The sequence below is a fragment of the Paenibacillus sp. FSL R5-0519 genome (genome assembly GCF_037974275.1).
Classification (GTDB): domain Bacteria; phylum Bacillota; class Bacilli; order Paenibacillales; family Paenibacillaceae; genus Paenibacillus.
In genome coordinates, this window is sequence record NZ_CP150234.1 from 1,240,636 (window position 1) to 1,264,326 (window position 23,691).

At 47.6% G+C, this 23,691-nt stretch carries 18 protein-coding genes and 1 pseudogene; 14 read left to right on the forward strand and 5 right to left on the reverse strand.

Features of this window, described 5'->3' with window-relative positions; translation table 11 throughout:
* Positions 1-2 precede the first annotated feature (2 nt).
* From MKY73_RS05470 to MKY73_RS05485, 4 genes are all read left to right on the forward strand, one after another.
* Positions 3-932 (forward strand): peptidase U32 family protein, encoded by a 930-nt coding sequence (locus MKY73_RS05470; RefSeq protein ID WP_339306068.1) that lies wholly within the window; start codon positions 3-5, stop codon positions 930-932.
* A gap of 17 nt (positions 933-949) precedes the next feature.
* Complete coding sequence (locus MKY73_RS05475; RefSeq protein ID WP_339306070.1) at positions 950-2,278, forward strand: U32 family peptidase; 1,329 nt, start codon at positions 950-952, stop codon at positions 2,276-2,278.
* A gap of 234 nt (positions 2,279-2,512) precedes the next feature.
* Positions 2,513-4,801: a methyl-accepting chemotaxis protein gene (locus MKY73_RS05480; protein ID WP_339306072.1), complete on the forward strand. Its 2,289-nt coding sequence runs from the start codon at positions 2,513-2,515 to the stop codon at positions 4,799-4,801.
* A gap of 149 nt (positions 4,802-4,950) precedes the next feature.
* Positions 4,951-6,762: a penicillin-binding protein 2 gene (locus MKY73_RS05485; protein WP_339306074.1), complete on the forward strand. Its 1,812-nt coding sequence runs from the start codon at positions 4,951-4,953 to the stop codon at positions 6,760-6,762.
* Here the strand turns inward: MKY73_RS05485 and MKY73_RS05490 are convergent.
* Positions 6,741-7,937 (reverse strand): AI-2E family transporter, encoded by a 1,197-nt coding sequence (locus MKY73_RS05490; RefSeq protein WP_339306076.1) that lies wholly within the window; start codon positions 7,935-7,937, stop codon positions 6,741-6,743. The genes MKY73_RS05485 and MKY73_RS05490 overlap by 22 nt on opposite strands.
* A gap of 175 nt (positions 7,938-8,112) precedes the next feature.
* Here MKY73_RS05490 and MKY73_RS05495 point away from each other — a divergent pair, with 175 nt between their 5' ends.
* Positions 8,113-9,516, forward strand: a complete 1,404-nt coding sequence (locus MKY73_RS05495; protein WP_339306078.1) for a polysaccharide deacetylase family protein — start codon at positions 8,113-8,115, stop codon at positions 9,514-9,516.
* A 115-nt stretch (positions 9,517-9,631) separates the two neighbouring features.
* Here the strand turns inward: MKY73_RS05495 and ilvD are convergent, their stop codons facing one another.
* From ilvD to MKY73_RS05510, 3 genes and pseudogenes are all read right to left on the reverse strand, one after another.
* Positions 9,632-11,317 carry a dihydroxy-acid dehydratase gene (gene ilvD / locus MKY73_RS05500; protein ID WP_074096200.1) on the reverse strand — a complete coding sequence of 562 codons (1,686 nt, stop codon included), beginning with the start codon at positions 11,315-11,317 and terminating at the stop codon, positions 9,632-9,634.
* A gap of 302 nt (positions 11,318-11,619) precedes the next feature.
* Positions 11,620-11,875, reverse strand: a pseudogene (locus MKY73_RS05505) (general stress protein); the annotation flags it as partial.
* A 124-nt stretch (positions 11,876-11,999) separates the two neighbouring features.
* A complete protein-coding gene (locus MKY73_RS05510; RefSeq protein WP_339306080.1) occupies positions 12,000-13,040 on the reverse strand; it encodes a fucose 4-O-acetylase in 1,041 nt (346 codons plus the stop codon).
* Positions 13,041-13,262: 222 nt separating this feature from the next.
* On the opposite strand from MKY73_RS05510, the gene MKY73_RS05515 reads away from it, so the two are divergent.
* The 6 genes from MKY73_RS05515 to mgrA all read left to right on the forward strand — a co-directional run bounded on the left by MKY73_RS05515 (position 13,263) and on the right by mgrA (position 18,543).
* A complete protein-coding gene (locus MKY73_RS05515) occupies positions 13,263-14,228 on the forward strand; it encodes a sugar kinase (protein WP_339306082.1) in 966 nt (321 codons plus the stop codon).
* An 89-nt stretch (positions 14,229-14,317) separates the two neighbouring features.
* The gene (locus MKY73_RS05520) at positions 14,318-14,983 is read left to right on the forward strand and encodes a bifunctional 2-keto-4-hydroxyglutarate aldolase/2-keto-3-deoxy-6-phosphogluconate aldolase (protein ID WP_017686833.1); all 666 of its coding nucleotides are present in this window, start codon (positions 14,318-14,320) and stop codon (positions 14,981-14,983) included.
* A gap of 92 nt (positions 14,984-15,075) precedes the next feature.
* The gene (locus MKY73_RS05525; protein ID WP_339306084.1) at positions 15,076-15,840 is read left to right on the forward strand and encodes an alpha/beta fold hydrolase; all 765 of its coding nucleotides are present in this window, start codon (positions 15,076-15,078) and stop codon (positions 15,838-15,840) included.
* Between the two features lie 67 nt (positions 15,841-15,907).
* Positions 15,908-16,675 (forward strand): HAD family hydrolase, encoded by a 768-nt coding sequence (locus MKY73_RS05530; RefSeq protein WP_339306086.1) that lies wholly within the window; start codon positions 15,908-15,910, stop codon positions 16,673-16,675.
* Between the two features lie 42 nt (positions 16,676-16,717).
* A complete protein-coding gene (locus MKY73_RS05535) occupies positions 16,718-17,458 on the forward strand; it encodes an NAD-dependent protein deacylase (protein ID WP_339306088.1) in 741 nt (246 codons plus the stop codon).
* A 77-nt stretch (positions 17,459-17,535) separates the two neighbouring features.
* The gene (gene mgrA, locus MKY73_RS05540) at positions 17,536-18,543 is read left to right on the forward strand and encodes an L-glyceraldehyde 3-phosphate reductase (RefSeq protein ID WP_339243184.1); all 1,008 of its coding nucleotides are present in this window, start codon (positions 17,536-17,538) and stop codon (positions 18,541-18,543) included.
* A gap of 82 nt (positions 18,544-18,625) precedes the next feature.
* On the opposite strand, the gene MKY73_RS05545 is transcribed toward mgrA, so the two are convergent.
* Positions 18,626-19,600 carry an AraC family transcriptional regulator gene (locus MKY73_RS05545; RefSeq protein WP_339306089.1) on the reverse strand — a complete coding sequence of 325 codons (975 nt, stop codon included), beginning with the start codon at positions 19,598-19,600 and terminating at the stop codon, positions 18,626-18,628.
* A gap of 153 nt (positions 19,601-19,753) precedes the next feature.
* Here MKY73_RS05545 and MKY73_RS05550 point away from each other — a divergent pair, with 153 nt between their 5' ends.
* The 3 genes from MKY73_RS05550 to MKY73_RS05560 are packed head-to-tail and all read left to right on the forward strand — an operon-like array spanning position 19,754 to position 23,539.
* A complete protein-coding gene (locus tag MKY73_RS05550) occupies positions 19,754-20,935 on the forward strand; it encodes a galactokinase (RefSeq protein ID WP_253440133.1) in 1,182 nt (393 codons plus the stop codon).
* Position 20,936: 1 nt separating this feature from the next.
* Complete coding sequence (gene galE, locus MKY73_RS05555) at positions 20,937-21,926, forward strand: UDP-glucose 4-epimerase GalE (RefSeq protein ID WP_091020409.1); 990 nt, start codon at positions 20,937-20,939, stop codon at positions 21,924-21,926.
* Between the two features lie 14 nt (positions 21,927-21,940).
* On the forward strand, positions 21,941-23,539 hold the full coding sequence (locus MKY73_RS05560) for a UDP-glucose--hexose-1-phosphate uridylyltransferase (RefSeq protein WP_339306092.1): 1,599 nt from the start codon (positions 21,941-21,943) through the stop codon (positions 23,537-23,539).
* The last annotated feature ends 152 nt before the right edge of the window (positions 23,540-23,691 follow it).

Below are 23,691 nucleotides of genomic sequence, written 5' to 3' on the forward strand. Positions count from 1 at the left end.
ATATGAGTAAGAAACATGAACTGCTCGTTACAGCAGCGAATGTGAAAGAGGCAGAAGTGCTGCTCCAGGCTGGAGCAGATGCTCTGGTCATTGGAGATGATCGATTCGGTATGCGTCTTCCAGGCAGCTTCAGCGTGGAGGAGACAGCAGAGGTGGTTGCCATTGCAGCCAAACATCAGGCGCGGGTGTATGTATCCATGACGAATCTGATGTCCAACGAGCTGTTGAAAGAATTGCCCGAATATGTTCAATCACTTGGCAGAATCGGTATTGACGGTGTGGAATTTAATGATCCATCCGTGCTGGCTACCCTGAAGGAATATGCTCCACATGTGAAGCTGCATTGGAATGCGGAGATGACTTCGACGAACTATGCAACAGCTAACTATTGGGGGACCAAGGGAGCGAGTCGCGTTGTGCTTGCCCGTGAGTTGAATATGGACGAGTTGACGGAGATGGTTCCTTTTCTCAAGGTAGAAGCTCAGGTTCAGGTACATGGCATGACGAATATATATCACTCCAAGCGTAGCCTGGTGCAAAGTTATATGGCTCATCAAGGACGGCCAGTCGAGGGACACTTGGGTAAAGAACGTGGATTGTTCCTGATCGAGGCTGAACGCCGGGATGAGAAATTCCCGATCTATGAAGACATTAACGGCACACATATTATGAGTTCGGAGGATATATGCATCCTCGAAGACCTTCATCTGTTGATGGAGGCGGGTGTACACAGTTTCAAAATTGAAGGTATCCTAAAATCACTAGCCTACAATGAAGCTGTTGTACGTGCATATCGGACAGCGATTGACAGTTATGTTGCCGATGCTGACGCATATGCGTTCTCCGAAGAGTGGCTCGATGAGGTACGGGAGTTACAGGATCCTGAACGTGAATTGTCGTTTGGATTTTTCTATAAAGAACAAGTGTATTAATAGACGAGGTGAACAGAATGGAAACAGTGGCGGTACAGCGGAAGTTTTCGGGTAAACGTAACCGTCTGGACAAACCGGAGCTGCTAGCTCCAGCGGGTAATCTGGAAAAACTGAAATTTGCAATCCATTACGGTGCAGATGCCGTATATATCGGTGGACAGGCCTATGGACTGCGTTCCAACGCGGACAACTTCAGCTTTGAAGAGATGCGTGAAGGTGTGGAGTTTGCCAAAAAGTATGGAGCCAAAGTGTTCGTAGCGACGAACATCTATGCACATAATGAGGATATTGAGGGTATTGAAACATACCTGCAAAATCTCTATAATGCTGGAATCTCTGCGATCATCGTAGCTGATCCGGCTATTATTGAAGTAGCCCTGCGTGCTGTGCCAGGTCTTGAGGTACATCTGAGTACGCAACAATCCACACTCAACTGGCAGGCTGTGAAGTTCTGGAAAGATGAAGGACTTCCACGGGTTGTTCTCGGACGTGAGACCAGTTTCGAAGAGATTGAAGAGATCAAGGCAAATGTGGATATTGAAATTGAAGCCTTTATTCACGGGGCAATGTGTTCCTCGTATTCCGGACGTTGTGTGCTCTCCAACCATTTTACGGATCGGGACTCCAATCGGGGCGGTTGCTGCCAGTCTTGCCGCTGGAAGTATGATTTGTTTGAGGATGCGAGAGAAGATGCAGTGTGGGTTAGCGAAGAGGACATGCAGATGAAGACACCTGCACCATTCAAACTGGGTGAGAACCAGCTTCCCCTGTTCCAGGAACAGGATAATTCATTCTCCATGGGATCAAAGGATCTGTGCATGATTGGCCATATTCCCGAGTTGATTGATGTGGGTGTGGACAGTTTCAAGATCGAAGGACGTATGAAATCGATTCACTACGTGGCCACCGTGGTTAACGTATATCGTCAAGCCATCGATGCCTATATGGCAGACCCGGAGAATTATGTTCTGAAACCTGAATGGGTTGAAGAAATGAACAAAGCGGCGAATCGCCCGCTGAATACCGGGTTTTTCTATGATACACCAGACCATGAAGATCATATCTATGAACCGGAAGAAAAAGCCGTACCTTTTGACTTCGCTGGATTGGTTATGGGGTATGATGCCGAAACAGGAATGGCAACCATTCAACAGCGCAATCATTTCAAACCAGGACAGGAAATCGAATTTTTTGGTCCGGGAGGTCACTTTTTCAAACAGGTGGTCGGCGAAATACAGGATGAAGAAGGCAATGTTCTAGATGCTGCTCGTCACCCTTTACAGCTGGTTAAAATGAAAGTGGATCAGCCGGTTTCGTATTTTGACATGATGAGAAAAAAGAAGTAGGCTCAAATACCTACAATGTGCCAATATAGTATTATGATTTAACAAAATAGTGTTATGAAATCAACAGGAAGGACCTCCGTTATCGGCATATGGGGGTCTTTTTTTTATAGAAAAATAGGAATAAAGTTGTAAAAAATTTCTGGGAAATGAAAGGTGAACGAAGAAAGCTGTCGAATACTACATAATTATAGGGGAGAGACACAAAAATCTAACAAGTAAATAACTGGCAGGTGAATGGGATTGGTTCAAAAGAAGCAGAAAGACAGTGGAGAGCAAGTGACAAAAGATGAGCAGGTTAATCCTGAGCAGGTTCAGAAAGTGAAGAAAGAAAAAGTAGGTAAAAGTAAAATTACAGGGGATGGGAAAAAATTACTTAAGCTTGACCGTAGTAAACTGAAGCTGGGCTGGATCAAGACCGATTGGGTAAAGAAACAATTCAAAAACCGGGATTGGAAAAACTTTGGGGGAGCTTCTTTTAAACAAATTAGAAAGGCAAATCCGGTTAAATCCGTAGGGGTTAAACTGTTCTTGATCTTTTTTGCGGGGATCATGATTTTTGTAGTGAGTTTGGGTCTATTATCCTATTCAAAAGCCAAGGGTACGATAGAGAAAAATGCTTCACGTGCCAATCAGGAGACCATTGATCAGACCAAACAAAAAATGGACATTATTTTGGAGAGATTTGTGGATACATCCACACAAATTTTCTTTGATCCGGAAATGCAGTCCTTGCTGCAAAAGATGTCAGATAAGAATCTGACTGCGTATGATACATTTGTGAACTCAAGTTCAATCAACAAGCAACTGTCCAATGTTGCATTTACAAATAAATCTATGGAAGCGATTTATTTGGTGCCTACAGACGATACAAAGTCCGTTATGGGTACGGGCAACAACAGTTCATCCATGGGCGGTATTCGTCAGGAAGCATGGTACACTGAGTTGATTGAGTCGGGCGGTTATCGCTGGCTTCCAACCGAGGTCAAGGAAGATGGCTCAACGCCAACGTTCAAAATTGCACGTTCGATGAAAAACTTGCAGGGGACTACTCAGTCGTATGTTCTGGTTATTGAGCTGAAGCTGGAAGTTTTGGAGGAACAATTGAAATCGCTTGATCTGGGGCCAGGAGCTGTTCTTCAACTGATTGCTCCGGATAATAAAGTGGTCGCATCCTCCATTTCGGATCGTACGGGACAAGATACAGAGCTGGCATTTGTCAAAGAGTTGACCGAACCAGCAGGTAGCACGAATACGAAGTATCTTGTAGATGGCAAATCCACGGAAATGCTTGCTGTATACAGTACGATGGATACATCCAATTGGAAACTGGTTGGTATGATACCTACCTCTGTATTGGTTCAGGATGCAAAAGGCATTCTGACCCTGACTTTGTGGATGGCGCTGGTTGATGCGGGGATTGCAGTATTAATCGGGGTCTGGATGGTGCGTATGATCGCTCGTCCACTCGGCAAACTGAAAGACCTGATGCAGGAAGGTGCTAAAGGTAATCTTAAAGTTCGTACACCGTACAGCTCACAAGATGAAATCGGTCAGCTCTCTACCGCCTTTAATCTGATGATGGAGCAGATCACGAAGCTGGTTGAACAAACCAATCGTTCTGCACAGGAAGTATTGGATACGGCTTCTGAGCTGAGTAGTGCATCCAAGAAAACGGCTGTATCCGCTTCGGAGATTGCCGTAGCCACAGAAGAGATCGCAGGTGGTGCAGGCAGTTTGGCAACTGAAGCGGAACGTGGCAATGAATTAACGGACAATATCTCTCGTCAGATGCAGAGTGTAATCGCTGCGAATGAACAGATGGGTGATTCTGCTCGTCATGTAGAGAAGTCCAGTCAGACAGGAACACAACATCTGAATCAGTTGATGACCAAAACCCAGAAGACAGAAGAAATGATTGGTGCACTGGTGAATAAGGTTGATTCGTTGAAAGAGAGTACATCCTCTGTTCTTAAAGTGCTTGAAGTGCTGCAAAATATCACAAAACAGACGAATATTCTTTCCCTGAATGCAACCATTGAAGCAGCACGTGCGGGTGCAGCCGGACGCGGATTCATGGTGGTGGCTGATGAGGTTCGACAGCTTGCAGCTCAATCCAGACAATCCATTGAGATGGTTGGCGAGATCACAGACAAAATCATGACCGAAATGAACGAGACCGTGGATGCTTTGTCTGAAGCCTATCCGTTATTTAAGGAACAGATGGATGCGGTTAAAGATACCAACGTCATCTTTGCTTCCGTGCAGGAACAGATGGGGGCATTTGTGGAGCGTCTGGGCATGGTGACAGGTTCCATTGGAGAATTAAACCAATCTCAAGCTACGTTGTCTGAAGCCATGAGCAATGTTAGCGCTGTAGCTGAAGAATCTTCTGCAACGTCCCAAGAAGTAGCTTCCTTGAGCAGTGAACAGCAAAATATCAGTAACCAGCTGGTAAATCTGTCTGGTAAGCTGGAGAATGTGTCCACGGAATTGAAAGAAACGTTGTCACGCTTTACAGTGTAACAAAAAAATAAAGCATATCCGTGAAAATATGCGGATTAATATTGCTAAGGAGCCTGTCCCGTACATGGGACAGGCCTTCTTGCTGTTTACCGGATAATTCCAAGCTGTATTAGCAATAATATGTCAAAACGACAAAGGGTGAGACTGGGATGCATCTCCTTGCGAAACGGCGAATCTATATAGCTTGTATTATGCTAACTCTTGTCTTTGGATTGCTTATATTGCGATTGGGATGGGTCCAGATCGTTCAGGTGAATCAGACGATGCCTGGATTTCACCGAACGGTACGTGAAATGTCCGTATTGCAGCGTGAACGCGGGGTGATGTTAGATCCGGGCCGGGGACAATTTACGGATTACAAAGGTGAGGCGTTGACAGGTAAGCTGCAATGGGGCTTGGTTCTTTTTCCACAGGCAGTGCCATCAGGTGAACTACACAAGCAAGGGGCATTAGAAGGATCAGAGATGACGCAGTTGGCAGCTATATTACATACCGATCTGGATCAATTGAAGAAGGAATGGAATCGGGAAAATGCACCTCATTTCTGGACAGCAGGTGCAACTCAGCCTGTTCATTTGACAGCTGCTCAGGTGGAGCGTCTGCGTAATCTGCACCTGCAAGGAGCGGGTATCTATCCAATGATGACAAGGTATCTTCAGGGGCATACGGGAATGCAGTGGATGGGTTATCTGGCTGAACAGCCTGAGTCCTCCAGAGCTCTAACTGGGCATCAGGATGAAGTAAAACAGCCATTTGCCATGAAATCAGGAGCGGCTGGACTGGAGAGGACACTTGAACCCCTGTTGAGGGGAATTGGTCCTACGCTTGTATCACGTATGGTCTCGGGTGGTGGGGAGATTATCCCTGAAATTCAGCCGCACGTTATTGCACCGGCCAATGGCCATTATCCTTTACGTGTAGAAACGACTGTGGATGCCAAGTTGCAGCGTGGATTGGAGCAGTTGACAGAAGAAGCTGGCTTACAAGAAGGGGCTGTTGTTGTGTTAGATGCGGCCAACGCAGATGTTCGCGCCATGATTTCAAGTCCATTCTATCAGCCACAACATGTGGACCCCAAACAATCGGCCTGGGGAAATCGTGCAGTACAGGGAGCCGTCCCGGGTTCCATTTTCAAAATTGTCACTGCGGCTGCTGCGTTGGAATACCATGCGGTTTCTCATGGAGAAGAATTTCATTGTGATGGTGAGTATGGTAAGTATGGTTTGTCCTGCTGGAAAGAGCATGGGCATGGAAACCTGAATCTGGAACAAGGATTTGCGGAGTCTTGCAACATCGTATTCGCGGAAACGGCACGCAGGCTTAGTATGGAGCAACTGGAGAACACGGCAGATCGTCTGGGACTGGCGCGACCTGTTGGTTGGGAGGGGAAAAAGATTGCAGGAATGCCCGTCTTGCGACACTTTGATCACGAAGATCACGGGCGTGTGCGAACAGAGGCTGTTTCTTCTGGTGATGAAGGTGCGAAAATACAGACAGCCATCGGTCAGCGAGATGTGCTGGTCACACCGCTGCAAGCCGCCAATCTGATTGTGACACTGTTACATGATGGAAAGGTTAGTGCCCCACGTCTCGTTAAGAGAATCCAATATGCGGATGGTGGCACCATGCTGGAGATGCCCTTGCATGATTCTCCTTCAGCCGCAGGGCAGATTGCTCCCGCAACTGCGCATAAACTGTTATCCTGGATGAATAAGGTAGTCCGTGAGGGAACAGGAAAATCCCTGCAGCGTGCGCGGTGGCATGTTGCAGGGAAATCAGGTACAGCTCAGGTACAGAAACATGGGGAGAAGCGTAATCATCAATGGTTCATCGGTTACGGACCGATAGAACAACCCAAGTACGCCGTAGCTGTGCTTGTTCAAAATGTCTCTCCAGACAGCCATCATCAGGCGACAGCTCTCTTCAGGAAGGTCATGGACTATTTGGCTGGGTCCTCGTGATCCTTCGCAGGAACAGGCGTATGCATCGCGGACTCGGCAGAACTCGTTGAGGCCGTGCTAACGGGCGGGTCCATAACCAATGGAGAAGATTCAAATTCATCTTTTGGAAGGTGAATCCACTTTTGCAGGTACCCTTGTTGTAATAGTTCTTTCAAAAGAATCAGCAGCACTGGAGATAACACTACACCAGCAAGGCCGAAGATCGAAAGGGATATCAGCATGAACGAAAGCATCAAGTACGCGGAAGATACACCAATCGAGTTACCCGATATCTTCGGTTCCAACAATTGTCGTGTCAGCATCGTCACTGCCAGAATCACAATGAGGCCGATGGCCAGGCTGCTATTGCCTATAATGAACAAGTAGATAATCCACGGAATGAATACAACAGGAACGCCAAGCAATGGTACCAGATCAAAAACTGCACAGATGACTGCGATGGTAAAGGCGTTAGAGGTTCCCAAAATCAACAAACCTGCATAAATCAATACGAACGTAATGAGCATCATGATCATCTGTGCCTTAAGATACGAACGGATCGTCTTGAACACGTGATTACGCATGAATTCAATAGCTAACTTCAAGGTTTTGGGCGTCTTCGCACGGGCAAACTTGCGCCAGGATTCAATCTCGATACTGAGAAAGAAGGCTAGAATAATCGCAATTCCGAAGTTCGTAATAAATGAAGAGAATGAACTAAGGAAACCTACAATGAATTGCGCTCCGCTTGTTACCCATTTGGAAAGAAAGCCGGTCAGTGTTGCAAAATAATCATTCGCTTTATCCATAATCCCATCAGGGAGAGCGTCTGACTTGTCCTGGATGAATAACACCAGATTGGTAAACTCACGCTGTATCATTTCAATGTATACAGGAAAATTATCTTGAAGATTGGATATCTGTGAGATAATAATCAAGCCCACACCAAAAAAGGCCGCGATAATGATCGCGAGAAATAACAGGACGGATATGGCAGCTCCAAGCGTCTTGGGCAGTCCTTTGCGATGTAGAAATTTGGCTAATGGCTCAATCATCCAGTACACGATAAATGAGAGAAAAACCGGTGCAGCGATTTGATATAATTGGCTAAAACTGTACATGATGACGTACACGGTTAATACGAGTAAAGCGATATCAAAGACAGTTCGCCCGTATTTTTTGTAAAGCGGTAGCATGGACATGGCTCCTTTGCAGGCAGATCATTATAATGTATATATTGTACACGATAGCTATCTTTTTGGGAAAACAGGATTCAAGAAAAGTCTGAACTATGATAAAATTAAAGGCGGTTTATTTTTGATAGTGCCATAGCGCACCGTAATTCAGCAGGAGAAGTGGGGAGCTTGCAACATGACAACGATACTTCAGAGTATTCTACTGTGGTTATTGTATCTTTCATCCTTTTACGCCTTTATTCCAAGTTTGATCAGCAGGCTTTTCGGTTTTCGTGTATTTAGACGGGGGAGAAGTGATACACAATTTGCATTAACGTTTGACGATGGGCCAGATCCGCAGTATACGCCGAGATTGCTCGATCTGCTTCGCCAGCATCAAGCAAAAGCAACATTTTTTGTTGTGGGAGAACATGCCGCGAGTCATCCTGAACTCATTCAGCGCATACATGACGAAGGCCACCTTATTGGCATTCATAATTATATTCACAAAACGAACTGGCTCATGCGGCCGCGTACGGTTCGTGACCAGATTCAGCGAACAGGTCAGATTATCCATGAAGTAACCGGTGTGAAAACTTGTTTTTATCGTCCACCGTGGGGCATTATGAATCTGTTTGATTTTTTCAGCAAGAAAGAACGAAAGATTGTACTGTGGTCTTCCATGTTTGAAGACTGGAGAAGTCGAGTAGGTGTCCAGCGACTGACCGAACGGATGCTGAAGGAGTTAAGAGGCGGAGAGGTCATGCTGCTGCATGATCGAGGAACGACTCTTGGTGCTGATGCACACGCGCCGGAGCAGATGCTTCAGGCGCTGGAAGTCGTATTACAGGAAGCTGAAAGGCTGGGCCTGCAAAGCGTACGTGTCGATACGTTGATGGGAGGTGTTACCGTGAGCGAATCTCAGAACAAGAATCAACCACAGACAACGTTGAAGTTATGGAAGCGGATCGTTGTTGCCTTATGGCTTGGCTGGGAGAAATTGTTCCACTGGGTATATCATCTGCGGACGGCTTCGCCAGAAGATCCCATGTTACACTTTCGATCTCGTGTATATCACGGAGCACGAATGGAGATGAGCGATGGCCATGTCATCCAAAACGGAGATCCGGTCATTGAATTGCATTTTGACAATCAGAAGTTGTTCGAACTTGGGGTGACTTCGCGTTCAAGTATGCATTTGGCTATTCGCATGATTCGTACGATGGAACAGCAACTGCCGGATTTGGCACATATGGTGGCGCTCGATCCTGAGTTACGCTCTGCCAAAGCCATATACGGTGTAAGTATGATAAACAGAGGTCCGGAAAAATTTGGATTTACCATACAAGAATTGCCCCCTGGACCGTTCAGCGCTGCATCCAAAGTATACCTTAAACTGCTCTTAAGTGTGATCCATCCGGCAGGAACCAAACGCTTGAAACAGCGTACAGAACAATTGGTACCCAAGATGATTGCCATGCCGCTGGATATATTGTTGGAACGTTACGGTCAACATACGACACAGGTGGTTGCAACGATAGAACAATCCAGAGATGAATCGTTGTTAATTGAACAAGAGATATTGCCAGAGCGGAACTAAACGGACTAATTACACCAACCAGCAAAAGAAAAGGGTTGCCCTTCGCCAGATTTGGCAGAAGAGCAACCCTTTATTTATTTGATTGTTTCCAATAGGCCAAGTAAGGAAACGTAAATTAGATACTCAGTACGCCACCATTGCTTGCATTGGTAACCAGTTTGGAATAACGAGCCAGGTAACCGGTTTTTACTTTCGGTTCAAAGCCTTTCCAACCTGCGCGACGACGCTCAAACTCTTCGTCACTGATGTGCAATTCGATGATACGGTTGTTCAGATCCAGCTCGATGATGTCTCCTTCTTCAACAAAGGCGATTGGACCACCTTCAGCTGCTTCTGGTGAGATATGTCCGATACTGATTCCGCGGGATGCCCCAGAGAAGCGTCCATCGGTGATCAGACCAACTTTGGCACCAAGCCCCATACCAACGATCTGGGAAGTAGGAGCTAACATCTCAGGCATACCTGGTCCGCCTTTTGGTCCTTCATAACGGATAACAACAACATGTCCTTCTTTTACTTTGCCGTTAGCGATGCCTTCGAGCGCTTGCTCCTGGGAGTCAAAGCAGATAGCAGGACCTTTGTGGTATCCACCAACCGAAGCATCAACCGCACCAACTTTGATGATAGCGCCTTGTGGTGCAAGGTTACCAAACAATACAGCTAGGCCGCCTTTTTCGGAATGTGGGTTATCCAAGTGGTGAATGACATTGGTATCCTGGATTTCTTTTCCTTCAACGTTCTCGCGAATCGTTTTACCAGTAACCGTAATACAATCCCCATGAATCGCGCCTGGTTTCTTGAGCAATTCGTTAAGCACTGCGCTTACGCCGCCTGCATTGTGAACGTCTTCGATGTGAAGATCGGAAGCTGGTGCAAGTTTAGCAAGATGCGGAACGCGGTTAGCTACTTCATTGATGCGTTCGATTGGGTACTCGATGCCCGCTTCATGAGCCAGTGCTAGCGTGTGCAGTACTGTATTCGTAGATCCACCCATCGCCATATCCAGAGCAAACGCGTTATCGATCGCTTCTACAGTAACGATATCACGTGGTTTCAGATCCATTTTGATAAGTTCCATCAGTTGTTTGGCAGATTGTTTAACAAACTCACGACGCTCAGGAGCAACAGCCAGGATGGTTCCGTTACCTGGCATAGCCAGTCCCATCGCTTCAGCCAGACAGTTCATGGAGTTTGCTGTGAACATACCGGAGCATGATCCACAAGTTGGACAACCGAACTGTTCAAGTTCAAGCAAGCTCTTATCATCGATTTTACCTGCTTGGTAAGCACCTACGCCTTCAAATACGGAAGTCAGGGAAAGAGCTTTACCATTGCTGTCGCGACCGGCTTTCATCGGTCCACCGCTGACAAACACGGTAGGGATATTACAGCGGAGTGCACCCATCATCATGCCAGGTGTAATTTTATCGCAGTTCGGGATACATACCATGCCGTCGAACCAGTGAGCAGATACAACGGTTTCCACGGAGTCCGCGATAATGTCACGGCTTGGCAGCGAGTAACGCATACCAATGTGTCCCATGGCAATTCCGTCATCTACCCCGATGGTGTTAAATTCGAATGGAACGCCACCGGCTTCACGAATAGCATCCTTTACAATTTTACCGAATTCCTGAAGGTGGACGTGGCCGGGCACGATATCAATGTAAGAGTTACATACGGCAATAAATGGCTTGCCGAAATCCTCTTCTTTAACGCCCGCTGCGCGGAGCAAACTCCGGTGCGGTGCACGGTCAAAACCTTTTTTGATCATATCGGAACGCATCTTCTTGGCTGACATGGTGTGTTTCCCCCCAAATATATAATATTGAGCAACATGAATGGAAAAGTAAATGGCAGTGCATCTGTCGTTTAATTTCATCCGTACTCTAAAAAAAGATCGGTTTGCCGGTGTCGAGCTCCCCGTAGTTTGTGAAATTCTTTGCTGCTTTAAACCCGTGAACACCCGGTTTTTCTATTGAGTCTATCACAACCATCGCCATATTTCTACAATCAATAGAAAGAAGCCTCAAACCATTTTCATGGAATCAGACTTCTTGATTTGCGGGAAAACTATGAGCATGTTTCGATGTGGGAGCGGAAATCATTAGTTGCTTCCGCCTTTGCGTCCAATCTCACGATAGAATTCCTTATTATGGGTTTCGGAGGTTGCTTCGCCGCCCTTGCGGCCAATCTGCTTGTAAAAGTCAGTGTCATGGGCATCTGAAGTCGCTTCTCCACCTTTTTTTCCAATCATCTGATAGAAGCTTCGATCATGGTTCTTGGAGGTGGCTCTCCCACCTAATCTACCGGCTTCCTCACGGCTCATCTTGCGTTCTGACGTCTGTTGACGTGCCATTACAAATCACTCCTTACAACAATAAGTTGTTTTTTGTAGCGCGTATCCCTAAATTACCACATCATTTCCAGCCTGAAACAACAAACCAGGTTAGAATCGATGGCGAAGAGAATCCGTCAGAGAATTAGGCCGACCGTTTAAACACCTCATGTCGATTGAAAGAAAAGCGGGATATATCCGGTTCAATCAAGGGTTTGAACGTGTGACGAACAGCCGGCAGAGCCAATGTGACTGCGAAGAGTAAGGCGATGACAAGTATGACTGGAATATACGCCGAGCTTCCCATATAACTGTAGACTCCAGACCAGATTGCGAGACGAACGAGAAAACCATGCAGCAGGAATACATAGAGTGTGCGTTTTCCAAGGTCCGTCAGTCTGGAAGTCAAGGAGGGTACCCAGGCCAAGAATAGTGCTGCCGATCCGATTTCCAGCAAGTAGATGCCAAGTCGGAAGATGCCGGCATACCATTCGTGATGGCCCAATTCGGCGTAAGTCATGCTGCCGAGTAACCATCCCGATGTAATATTTAAACCGCCATACCCGATCCATACCAACAATGCAGCGGAGAGGACGGCTGCGGTTCTTCGCCCCCAACCGGATAATAAACGAGAACGGATGGATGCCCCATAGTCATAACCGATGACAAAGAACGGCAGGAACACAAACGTACGGCTGAAGCTGAGCCAGAATCCGTCGATGGGCAAATACCCGGCAATGACACCGAGCGCAATCGATCCAATCAGCCGATATATCGGTTTCCATGAAATCGTTAGACGAAGCAACAGTCGCCAACAGAAATGACTCGCGAGAAACCATAACAGCAAGTATGGTGCAAAGAAGGATAGCCGCATATGGGGTGTGTGGAACACGGTAAAGTCCATCAATGCGTATAAAGACTGAAATAGCACATATTGCAAGGCAATCTGTTTCAGGACGTTTCGCCCCGAGGCCCCTTGAAGTGAGTGTGTCGCAAAATACCCGGTTACCCATACAAAGAGTGGCATGTGAAATGTATATATCCACAGGAACAGAGCTTCTGCTCCTGCAAAGCGTGTGATGAGTGGTTCCAGTGCATTACCGGCAAGGACACAGACGATAAGAATAAAGCGCAGATTGTAAAAGAAAGATTCCTGATCATCCTGGATCAGTGTCTGATTTTTCATGGTGTAGCCCCCTTATAGACCCCAGCTGCAAGGTCATTTGCATCTGTAATAAGGGTAATACGGATGTACATTAACTATTGTGATTTAATTCACATTAGTAAGCGTTATCTTTTCTCAAAGCTGTGACAACAAAATGAACGCTCCGGGATTGACAACGGTTGCATAGAGGATGACAATAGTAACAGAAGATGAGGAAATGTAACGATAAGGAGGGAAGTAATCATGTCAACGAGTCCCAATCCAAGCCCGGAAATTATTACGTTTGGGGAGAGTATGGGTTTGCTGACTGCCAAAGATACAAGAGGGCTGGAATATGCAGCCACACTGGACAAGTCGTTTGGGGGTGCCGAGAGCAATCTGGCTATTGGTGTATCCCGGCTCGGGCATTCCAGTGGCTGGTTTGGACGTTTGGGCAATGATCCGATCGGCAACATGATTCTGAAAGCCATTCGCGGTGAAGGTGTAGATGTATCACGTGCAAGGTTAAGTGATCACGAGCCCACTGGTTTGATGATTCGTGAGAACGCTTCCGGGAAAGCTTCGGTACATTATTATAGGAAGCTTTCGGCAGCAAGTGCGATTACACCAGATGATCTGGATCCCGCATATATTGCCGGAGCTAAAATATTGCACGTTACAGGTATTACAGCCGCCATTAGTTCGTCTGGACTTGAAACGGTAGAAGCTGCCATACATATTGCCAAACAGGCAGGTGTGAAAGTAAGCTTTGATCCAAATCTGCGTCTCAAACTGTGGTCAGCGGATGAGGCCCGTCCGGTTTTACTGCGTCTGGCTGAACTGGCGGACTACTTTTTACCGGGTCTGGATGAGATGAAACTTCTATACAACGAAGAAAATGATCAAAAAGTACTTGAGCGTTTATCTGCCATGAATGCTGTGTGCATCGTGAAGGGTGGCCCTGATTTGACCTACGTATTGGCGAATGGTACCCTAACGGAAGTTCCGTACTTTAAGGCGGATCATGTTCTGGATACGGTAGGAGCAGGAGACGGATTCTGCGCGGGATTTTTATCAGGTCTATTAAAAGGATACTCCCCGCAGGAAGCAACCCGGCTCGGCAATTTGACCGGTTCCATGGTTATACAGGCTGTTGGCGATTGGGAGGCGCTCCCGACGTGGGGGCAGGTCGAGGCCAAGCTGAACAACGTTGCCCATGTTGAGCGCTAGTCGCTGCTGAAATCATATATGGCTCATCTTCGTTCTTCAAATGTAAGGCTTGTATACACAACCACCACATTGACAAGGGAGAGAATGAAATGAAGAAGCTTCAGCTGTTGCAAAAGATTACGGACAATGGGGTTGTGGCAGTTCTGCGTGCAGATTCTGCAGATCAGGTCATTGCCATGGCCGAACAAGCGATTGCGGGTGGCATTAAAGTTATCGAGATTACGATGACCGTACCCAGTGCACTCAAAGCCATTGAAAAATTAAGCCGTGTATACCATTGGAACACACAAGATCCAGAGAAGTTCGCGATTATTGGTGCGGGAACGGTGCTAGAACCGCAAACGGCAAGAGCGGCCATCATGTCGGGTGCCGAGTTTGTCGTCGGTCCTTCCCTGAATCCGGATACCGTTCAGATCTGCAACCTGTATCGAATTCCGATCCTGCCTGGTGTGATGACGATTGCTGATGTTCAACGCGCCTTGGAACTTGGTGTGGACATTGTGAAGTTGTTCCCGGGTAATCTGTACGATCCTTCGATTATCAAAACGATGAAAGGTCCTATGCCGCAGGCGAATTTTATGCCAACTGGCGGAGTATCCTTATCTAATCTGGGGGATTGGATCAAGGGTGGAGCAGTGGCTGTAGGGATCGGCTCCGACTTGACATCGGAAGCTGTGAAGACGGGTGACCTGAGTCATGTCCGTCGCAAAGCGGAACAATATATGGATGCTTACCGCAAGGCCAAGGCTGAATAATATTTTTTCAATCCGGAGAGGGAGCCTGATTAACGAAGGCTCCCAATTCTGTGAGCCGCGGCACCTGCGGAAGTGAAGAAAGGTGATTAACGTTGAGAAATCGGTATAATACAGGGCGCAAGAAGAGGGGCATCGGGAAATTCCTGCTCGTACTTCTGGCGCTCATTGTTATTGGATGTGGATTTGTTGCGTGGAAATTATTCACACCATACGGTCCACAGGAAACAGCTCAAACGGCCATGGAAACAGTCAATCAGGTGACGGTGAGCGAACAAGAGAACTGGATTGATTTTGTACCAGACAAACCGACTGGCAAGAGTGTTCTTTTCTACCCCGGCGGACTGGTAAAACCGGAAAGTTATGCACCACTTGCCCATGAGCTGGCTGCTGCCGGTCATCACACGATTATTGCCAAGATGCCAGTTAACCTGGCAGTGCTCAAGCCAAACCTGGCAGATGAGATTCTGGCCGCATATCCGGACGAACAATTTGTTATGGGTGGACACTCTCTTGGCGGGTCGATGGCTGCACGTTATGTAGCATCGCATCCTGATGCACTACAAGGCATCTTCTTCCTAGCATCCTACCCGGATGAAAAAGGAAGCGTAAAGTCACTCGGAATACCTGCTTTATCTATTCTGGGTACCAAAGATGAGGTCGTGAATGCTACGAAGTATCAGAGTGGACGGATGTATCTTCCGGAAGATACGGTATATTACACCATTGAAGGTGGAAACCACGCCCAGTTTGGTGATTATGGTCATCAAAAAGGGGATGGCGAGCCGGAAGTGAGTGGAGAAGAACAGCTGAATCAGACCGTCAAGACAGTCCTGGGTTGGTTAAGTACCATTAAGTGATCTAGATTAATCTGTCTGCATTGAGGACTGTATGCATTTATAGCATAACTTGATGGAGGTGATACGGATGGCCATGCTTCAATTGAATGGAGCGCAGATACCATGTAAAGGTATCCTGTTCGATAAAGATGGAACACTGCTGGAATTCCTCCAGTTATGGGGGCCGTGGGCAGAGACGTTACTGGATCAGTTACAATCACGTATGAACGAACTTGGTGCTTCATTTACGGTTGAACTGGAGCACGTTCTGGGCACCACTCATAATGCAGAGGGGCATATTGTCGGTTATGATCCGCAAGGTCCCCTCGCGATTGCAACTGTGGATGAGTGCACGGGATTGCTTGCCGGGCAGCTATATGCAGCAGGCATGCCATGGAATGAAGCGATCACAACGATACGACAATTCTCAAGTGTAGCCATGAGATCGGTACGAGAGCGCAAATCCGCTGAACCGATGCCAGGATTGCTGGATTTCTTGCAGAGTTGCCGGGCAGCGGACATACCTCTGGCGGTTGTCACTTCAGACAGTACAGCAGCAGCAGAGACACATCTGGGTTGGATGGGAATCCGTTCTTTTTTTACATCCATTGTAGGCTGTGATCGGGTGACCCAGGGCAAACCGGATGGAGAAGCAGCAATCTTGGCTTGCCGTGAATTACATATCGATCCTGCGGTGGCTGTTGTCATTGGAGACAGTAATGGGGATATGCAGATGGGACGGCATGCTGAGGTATCCTATACGCTGGGTTACTGTCCGCAGTTAGATCAAGGATCGCACCTGGTTGATGCCCATGCCATTATTCGCCATTATAATGAGATAAGCGTGAGTTTATAAGTCACCCTGACCTGATTGGACTATATAAAAGGAGGAGAGAGGATGAACGCAACAGAACAACTGGCTGCCTGGATTCAGGAAAGCTCCCGTATTGTTTTTTTTGGAGGGGCCGGGACTTCAACGGAAAGCGGGATTCCCGACTTCCGTTCGGCTGCGGGTCTGTATCAGACGGAGCAGCATTCCCCTTATCCACCGGAAGAGTTGTTAAGCCGGCATTTTTTTGATCAGCATGCCGATATTTTTTATGATTTTTATCGAGGCAAAATGCTTCATCCAGATGCGGAGCCGAATGGGTGCCATCGACTGTTAGCCCGTCTGGAGCAGGAGGGAAAACTTGAGGCAGTGATCACGCAAAATATCGATGGATTGCATCAGAAGGCAGGCAGCAGCAATGTCCTGGAGCTACACGGCTCAATTCATCGTAATGCCTGTATGGATTGCAAGCAGTTTTATGCACTGAATGATATTATACAATCCCAAGATATCGTACCTCGCTGTACCGCATGCGGTGGTGTGATCAAACCGGATGTGGTGCTGTACGAGGAGGAGCTGGACCAGACGACATTGTATCGCTCTATTGATGCATTGTCTTCCGCAGACCTGTTACTCGTGGGCGGCACATCACTGACGGTATATCCAGCAGCCCAGTTAATTACGTATTTTCAGGGAAAACATACCGTTCTGCTCAATGCTACACCTACTGCTTACGACAGCAGGGCGGATTTGCTGATTACAGAGCCGATTGGTGAGGTAATGAATGATGTGGACCAGCTTCTTGGTTAAACGTATGGACTGAATAACCGCATTCTCCGGTGTTGACCGGATCAGGAGGCGGAACCTGGGGAAAGAAGGGATTCATGATGGTCTACGTAGCAAGCGATACTCGCTATGAAACGATGAAATACAACCGCGTTGGACGTTCAGGTTTGAAACTGCCAGCGATTTCACTGGGGCTGTGGCATAATTTTGGCGGTATCAATAACGCTGAGAATGGACGAAATATGATCACCCGATCATTTGATCTGGGTATTACCCATTTTGACCTTGCCAACAATTATGGCCCACCGGCAGGTTCGGCAGAACAGTTGTTTGGACAGGTGCTTGCCCAGGATCTGAAACCATATCGGGATGAACTTGTGATCTCCACCAAAGCAGGATATTATATGTGGCCCGGCCCGTATGGCGAGTGGGGCTCACGCAAAAACCTGGTATCCAGTCTGAATCAGAGCTTGAAGCGTATGGGCCTAGATTACGTGGATATTTTCTATTCCCACCGTTATGATCCCGAAACGCCTTTGGAAGAAACGATGATGGCACTGGATCATATTGTTCGCTCGGGTAAAGCCCTCTATGTAGGAATCTCCAACTATCCCGCAGACCAGACGAGAGAGGCCGCTGAGATTCTCAAAAGTTTGGGTACGCCGCTGTTGATCCATCAACCGAAGTACTCGATGCTGGATCGCTGGATTGAAGATGGTCTGCAGGACGTGCTGGATGAATATGGAACAGGCAGTATTGCATTCTGTCCACTGGCACAAGGTGTACTTACGAACAAATACTTGAATGGTATCCCGGAAGACTCACGTGCCAAAGGACCGTCGGTATTCCTGAATGAGAGCAACATCTCTCCGGAGACGCTCCGAAAAGTGCGTGCGCTCAACCAGATTGCAGCAGCCCGTGGTCAGAGCTTGGCTCAATTTGCACTTTCATGGGTTCTGCGTAACGGCAGGGTAACTTCTGCGCTGATTGGCGCAAGCCGTCCTTCCCAGATTGAAGAGAATGTGGCTGCACTCAGCCAATTGGATTTCTCTACAGAGGAATTGGAACGGATTGAGTCCATTCTGTCACCCAAGTCTGATGACAAATAATTAACGTGCAAAAGGTGCATCTTAGCCATAATGGCGGAATGCACCTTTTTTGTCGTATATGATTCTTGGTCCGTTATGTTGATCACCGTTTGTTTGGTTGAGCATTCGTCTGTAACCCCTGATGTCGTGGACGGGAGAGGATTTTCTCTCGATACAAGCTGGGCGCTTCACCGTGAAATCGTTTGAACTGTTTGGAGAAATACAGCGCGTCAGGCAGTCCGACCGATGCAGATACCTGTTCGATAGACAGATCCGGGCGTTCTCTTAGGAGTTGGCGCGACTTGTCGATCCGCAGTTTTAGCAGATAAGTGACTGGCGAAAGTCCGGTTTCCTGTTTGAAAATACGGGAAAGATACGCACGATTATACCCGAGACTCGCAGACATCTGTTCAATGGAGACCGGATAGGCATATTGGGTGGACATATATTGTATCATCTGTTTCACCGTACGTCGGATGGATGATTCACCTGGAATTAAGGTTTGACCCTGCGAAAGGTGATTCTGTGCTTCGGCTAGAATCATATATAACGTACCCAGTGATGTGAAATGGGAGCTTTCTTTGCGCTCGGCAAAAGAATCCTGCATCACGGATAGCCAATCGGATATTCCACAGGAAGGTCCGGCATGAAAAACGGACTTCTCCGGGCGGAATCCTGCCTCCTCGGCATGCTGGGCAGCCTGGTTGCCGGTAAAGGCGATCCAGCGGTATTGCCATGGGTTACGGGCATGTGACTGGTAGCTCACCAGCTGCCCGGGGTGAATGAGGAAACAATCACCTGCGGATAATTCGTAGGTGTGCAGTTCGGTACGGAACGTACCCGCCCCTTTTTCTACATAATGCAGCAGATAATAATCAAACAATTTAGGGCCGAGGGCGTGACCCGGAAGGGTCTGACTTGCTCCGGCAAACAGGACATGCAGTGCGCCTTGCTCATAATAGACTGGATTGGAGGCAACCGAATAACTGAGTGCTCCACTTTTACCGGAAGGTGATTCCTGTATTCTTTCTATTGAAGATGCAAGCGGGTCTTTCTTGGCGTTGGATTGATCTGCCATAGTTGTTTCCTTCTTTCCGGGATGCTCTGATCATTATACGCCCTAAGGTCACATTTATCCATATGAAACACACATGGTTGCATTACATGAGGCACCGCTTTCTTATATAATAACATTAAGAAAACCACAACAACGAGGCGAGGTGCAGAAGCAGTGAACGTAACTGAATTGAAACAAAAGTTTATTGAGAAGTACGGAGAGAGTGGAGCGGACATCCGTGTATTTCATGCCCCTGGGCGTGTGAATCTGATCGGTGAGCACATTGACTATAATGGTGGATACGTGCTTCCGGCAGCACTTGAATTTGGAACAACATTAATAATCCGTGAGCGTCAGGACAACAAGTTGCAACTGGCTTCCACGAACATGTCTTATGAAGGAGCACTGGATACTTCCACTATTGGTAAGGAGAAAACGGGTGAATGGACCGACTATCCTGTTGGTGTCATGGTTGAATTGCAAGGCAAAGGCGTGAATGTAACGAAAGGGTACGACTTCCTGTACCACGGGGAGATTCCGAACGGGGCAGGACTTTCATCATCTGCATCTCTGGAGGTACTTACCGGATTCGCGATTCAGTCTCTGGAGGGCGTGTCGGATATTGATACGGTTCAACTGGCACTTCTGTCCCAGAAAGCGGAAAATGAGTTCGTAGGCGTCAACTGTGGAATCATGGATCAGTTCGCTGTTGCAAACGGTGCGCAGGATCACGCGATTCTGCTGATGTGTGACACACTGGAGTACGAAAAGGTTCCTTTCCGTACAGGCTCTTACAAATTGGTCATTGGGAACACAAACAAACGCCGCGGGCTGGTGGATTCGGCGTACAATGAACGTCGCTCCCAATGCGAGCAGGCACTTGCCATCTTGAAGGAACAGCTGCCTGCACTGAATTACCTGGCTCAATTGACGCCAGAGCAGTTCGTAACACTACAGGATCAGATCAAGGATGAGAAAGTTAGACAGCGTGCACAACATGTTGTGGAAGAGAACGCGCGTGTGCTCGCATCAGTCGAAGCATTGCAGCGTAATGATCTGGAAACCTTCGGCCAATTGATGAACGCTTCTCATGAATCGCTTCGTGATTTGTATGAAGTTAGCTGTGATGAGCTGGATGTTATGGTTGAAGAAGCTCAGCGGATTCCAGGCACGCTTGGTGCACGGATGACTGGCGCAGGATTTGGCGGTTGCACCGTATCGCTGGTGCATGAAAATGATGTCGAGCGTTTTGTAAGCGAAGTGGGCGCTGCATATGAAGCACGTACCACTCTCAAAGGTGATTTTTATGTATGCGGCGTAGGTGACGGTGTTAAAGAATTGAAGGAGGCGAAGTAAAATGGCAATTTTGGTGACAGGTGGAGCAGGGTATATTGGATCTCATACGGTAGCGGCTTTGTTGGAACGTGGAGAAGAGGTTGTCGTACTGGATAACTTGCAGACAGGGCATCGTGAGGCGCTGCTGGGCGGTAAATTGTATGAAGGGGATCTGCGTGACAAAGAAATTTTGGCGAAGCTATTCGCTGAAAATTCAATTGATGCGGTTATTCACTTCGCAGCCAACTCACTCGTAGGCGAAAGTATGAAAGACCCGGTTAAATATTATGACAACAACGTGTTTGGTACACTGTGTCTGTTGGAAGCGATGAATGCAGCAAATGTACGTCGCATCGTCTTCTCTTCCACGGCAGCGACCTACGGTGAGCCTGAGAAAGTGCCAATCGAAGAAAGCGATCGTACAGAGCCGACCAACGTATATGGTGAAACGAAACTGATGATGGAACGCATGATGTCATGGTTCGATAAAGTTCAGGATATCAAGTACGTTTCCCTGCGTTACTTCAATGCAGCCGGTGCGCATGAGAGCGGCAAAATTGGTGAAGATCACCAGCCAGAGAGTCACCTGATCCCCCTCGTACTGCAAACGGCTTTGAAACAACGCTCGCATATTGCAGTATTTGGTGACGACTATGCAACCGAAGATGGAACATGTATCCGTGACTATATCCACGTGAGCGACTTGGCTGATGCACATCTGCGTGCAGTGGATTACCTGCGCAAAGGTGAGAACAGTAACGTGTTTAATCTGGGTAACGGCACTGGATTCTCGGTAAAACAAGTGATCGAAACAGCTAAAAAAGTAACTGGCCTCGATATCCCGGTTGTACAGGAACCACGTCGTGCAGGTGACCCGGCAGTGCTAGTAGCTTCATCTGCAAAAGCGAGATCCGTTCTGGGCTGGAATCCAAAATGGACCAATCTGGAAGATGTCATTCAAAGCGCTTGGAGCTGGCACCAATCACGTCCTGACGGCTACGGAAAAAACTAGGAGGCGAACACCTTATGTCACAGACTCATATTGCAGCAGGTGCCACAGAGCGGACACCGGAGCAGCAGGAAGCACTGCATGCCATTGAACGTCTGGTTGCATTTGCCTTGCAGAAACAATTAATTGAGGAAGCGGATTGGGATTACAGCCGCAACCTCTTGCTGGAACAATTCGGATTCTCGGAGCCTTATGCCGGCGATTTGGACACAACAGTGCCCGATGGTCCACAGGCGATGCTGGATACGTTGATCGATTATGGATTTACCATTGGACTCATTCCTGAAAATAGCGATACGTTCCGTGATTTGCTGGATGCCAAAATCATGGGTCATTTGATGGCACGCCCATCCGAAGTGGTACGCGCATTCCGCCACACCGAGCAGACGGAAGGCATTGAGGCGGCCACATCTCAATTCTATGACTTGTCGATTAACTCTAACTACATTCGGATGGATCGCATCTCGAAGAACGTCTATTGGACGCAGGATACGGCTTATGGGGAGATGGAGATTACCATTAACCTCTCGAAGCCGGAGAAAAGCCCGAAGGAAATTGCCATGGCGAAATTGCTTCCGCCACCGGTATATCCAAAATGCCAACTGTGTCGTGAAAATGTAGGCTATGCTGGTCGGGTGAACCACCCGGCCCGCCAGAATCTGCGAGTTATTCCGCTGAATCTTAATAACGAGCCTTGGTTGTTCCAATACTCGCCATATGTGTACTACAACGAGCACTGTATTATTTTCCATCATGATCATGTGCCGATGAAACTGACCAAAGATACGCTGCGCAGGCTGCTTGCCTTTGTTGGGGAGTACCCGCATTACTTCATCGGGTCTAATGCCGATCTTCCGATCGTTGGCGGTTCTATCCTGACACATGACCATTTCCAGGGCGGACGTCATACGTTTGCCATTCAAAATGCACAGCCAGAGGCAGTCTTCCGCCATGCGGATGCACCTGGACTTACTTTGAGTCTTGTGAAATGGCCAATGTCCGTCATGCGTCTGGCTTCACACGATCCTGCAGAGCTGCTTGAAGCCGGTAACGCTGTATATGAAGCGTGGAAGGTTTACAGTGATTCGGCTGTGGATATCGAAGCATTCAGTGAAGTAGACGGTGAACAGGTACCACACAATACGGTAACACCAATCGTTCGCCGCAGTGCAGACGGTGGCTACGAGATGGATCTCGTCTTGCGTAACAATCGCACAAATGATGTGCATCCTGAAGGGATTTTCCATCCTCACCGTGAAATGCACCATCTGAAGAAAGAAAACATTGGTCTGATCGAAGTGATGGGACTTGCCATCCTGCCAGGCCGTTTGAAGGAAGAGCTGGACAGTATCGCGGATATTCTCGCTGGAGATGCCAAACTTGCTGAAGCAGCCAAAGCTTCTGATCATGTGTTGAACAAACATCTGGGCTGGGCCGAAGAGTTGGTTGAACGATTTGGGCCTAACCTGGACAAAGAACAAGCCATTTCCATCGTACAGCAGGAAGTCGGCTTGAAATTTGCCGAGATTCTCGAACATGCAGGTGTCTACAAATATGATGAAGCAGGACGCCAGGCTTTCCGTCGTTTTGTAAGCAGCATGGGATACACGGAATAGGAATCAACATAATTAACATAACCCAAGAACACCCGCCCATCATGAGCGGGTGTTCTTGTCTTTCTTGATATTTGTGTGCATTGGAATGAACTTCCGAGCCAGTTATAATGGAGTGAAGTCCTAGAGTACCACAATGAATTGAGGAAATGGGG

What these genes read in the sequence shown, in the direction of transcription:
- MKY73_RS05470 (WP_339306068.1), top strand. Translation starts at nt 3, where the DNA reads ATGAGTAAGAAACATGAACTGCTCGTTACAGCAGCGAATGTGAAAGAG.
- MKY73_RS05475 (WP_339306070.1), top strand. Translation starts at nt 950, where the DNA reads ATGGAAACAGTGGCGGTACAGCGGAAGTTTTCGGGTAAACGTAACCGT.
- MKY73_RS05480 (WP_339306072.1), top strand. Translation starts at nt 2,513, where the DNA reads ATGGGATTGGTTCAAAAGAAGCAGAAAGACAGTGGAGAGCAAGTGACA.
- MKY73_RS05485 (WP_339306074.1), top strand. Translation starts at nt 4,951, where the DNA reads ATGCATCTCCTTGCGAAACGGCGAATCTATATAGCTTGTATTATGCTA.
- MKY73_RS05490 (WP_339306076.1), bottom strand. Translation starts at nt 7,937, where the DNA reads ATGCTACCGCTTTACAAAAAATACGGGCGAACTGTCTTTGATATCGCT.
- MKY73_RS05495 (WP_339306078.1), top strand. Translation starts at nt 8,113, where the DNA reads ATGACAACGATACTTCAGAGTATTCTACTGTGGTTATTGTATCTTTCA.
- ilvD (WP_074096200.1), bottom strand. Translation starts at nt 11,317, where the DNA reads ATGTCAGCCAAGAAGATGCGTTCCGATATGATCAAAAAAGGTTTTGAC.
- MKY73_RS05510 (WP_339306080.1), bottom strand. Translation starts at nt 13,040, where the DNA reads ATGAAAAATCAGACACTGATCCAGGATGATCAGGAATCTTTCTTTTAC.
- MKY73_RS05515 (WP_339306082.1), top strand. Translation starts at nt 13,263, where the DNA reads ATGTCAACGAGTCCCAATCCAAGCCCGGAAATTATTACGTTTGGGGAG.
- MKY73_RS05520 (WP_017686833.1), top strand. Translation starts at nt 14,318, where the DNA reads ATGAAGAAGCTTCAGCTGTTGCAAAAGATTACGGACAATGGGGTTGTG.
- MKY73_RS05530 (WP_339306086.1), top strand. Translation starts at nt 15,908, where the DNA reads ATGGCCATGCTTCAATTGAATGGAGCGCAGATACCATGTAAAGGTATC.
- MKY73_RS05535 (WP_339306088.1), top strand. Translation starts at nt 16,718, where the DNA reads ATGAACGCAACAGAACAACTGGCTGCCTGGATTCAGGAAAGCTCCCGT.
- mgrA (WP_339243184.1), top strand. Translation starts at nt 17,536, where the DNA reads ATGGTCTACGTAGCAAGCGATACTCGCTATGAAACGATGAAATACAAC.
- MKY73_RS05545 (WP_339306089.1), bottom strand. Translation starts at nt 19,600, where the DNA reads ATGGCAGATCAATCCAACGCCAAGAAAGACCCGCTTGCATCTTCAATA.
- galE (WP_091020409.1), top strand. Translation starts at nt 20,937, where the DNA reads ATGGCAATTTTGGTGACAGGTGGAGCAGGGTATATTGGATCTCATACG.
- MKY73_RS05560 (WP_339306092.1), top strand. Translation starts at nt 21,941, where the DNA reads ATGTCACAGACTCATATTGCAGCAGGTGCCACAGAGCGGACACCGGAG.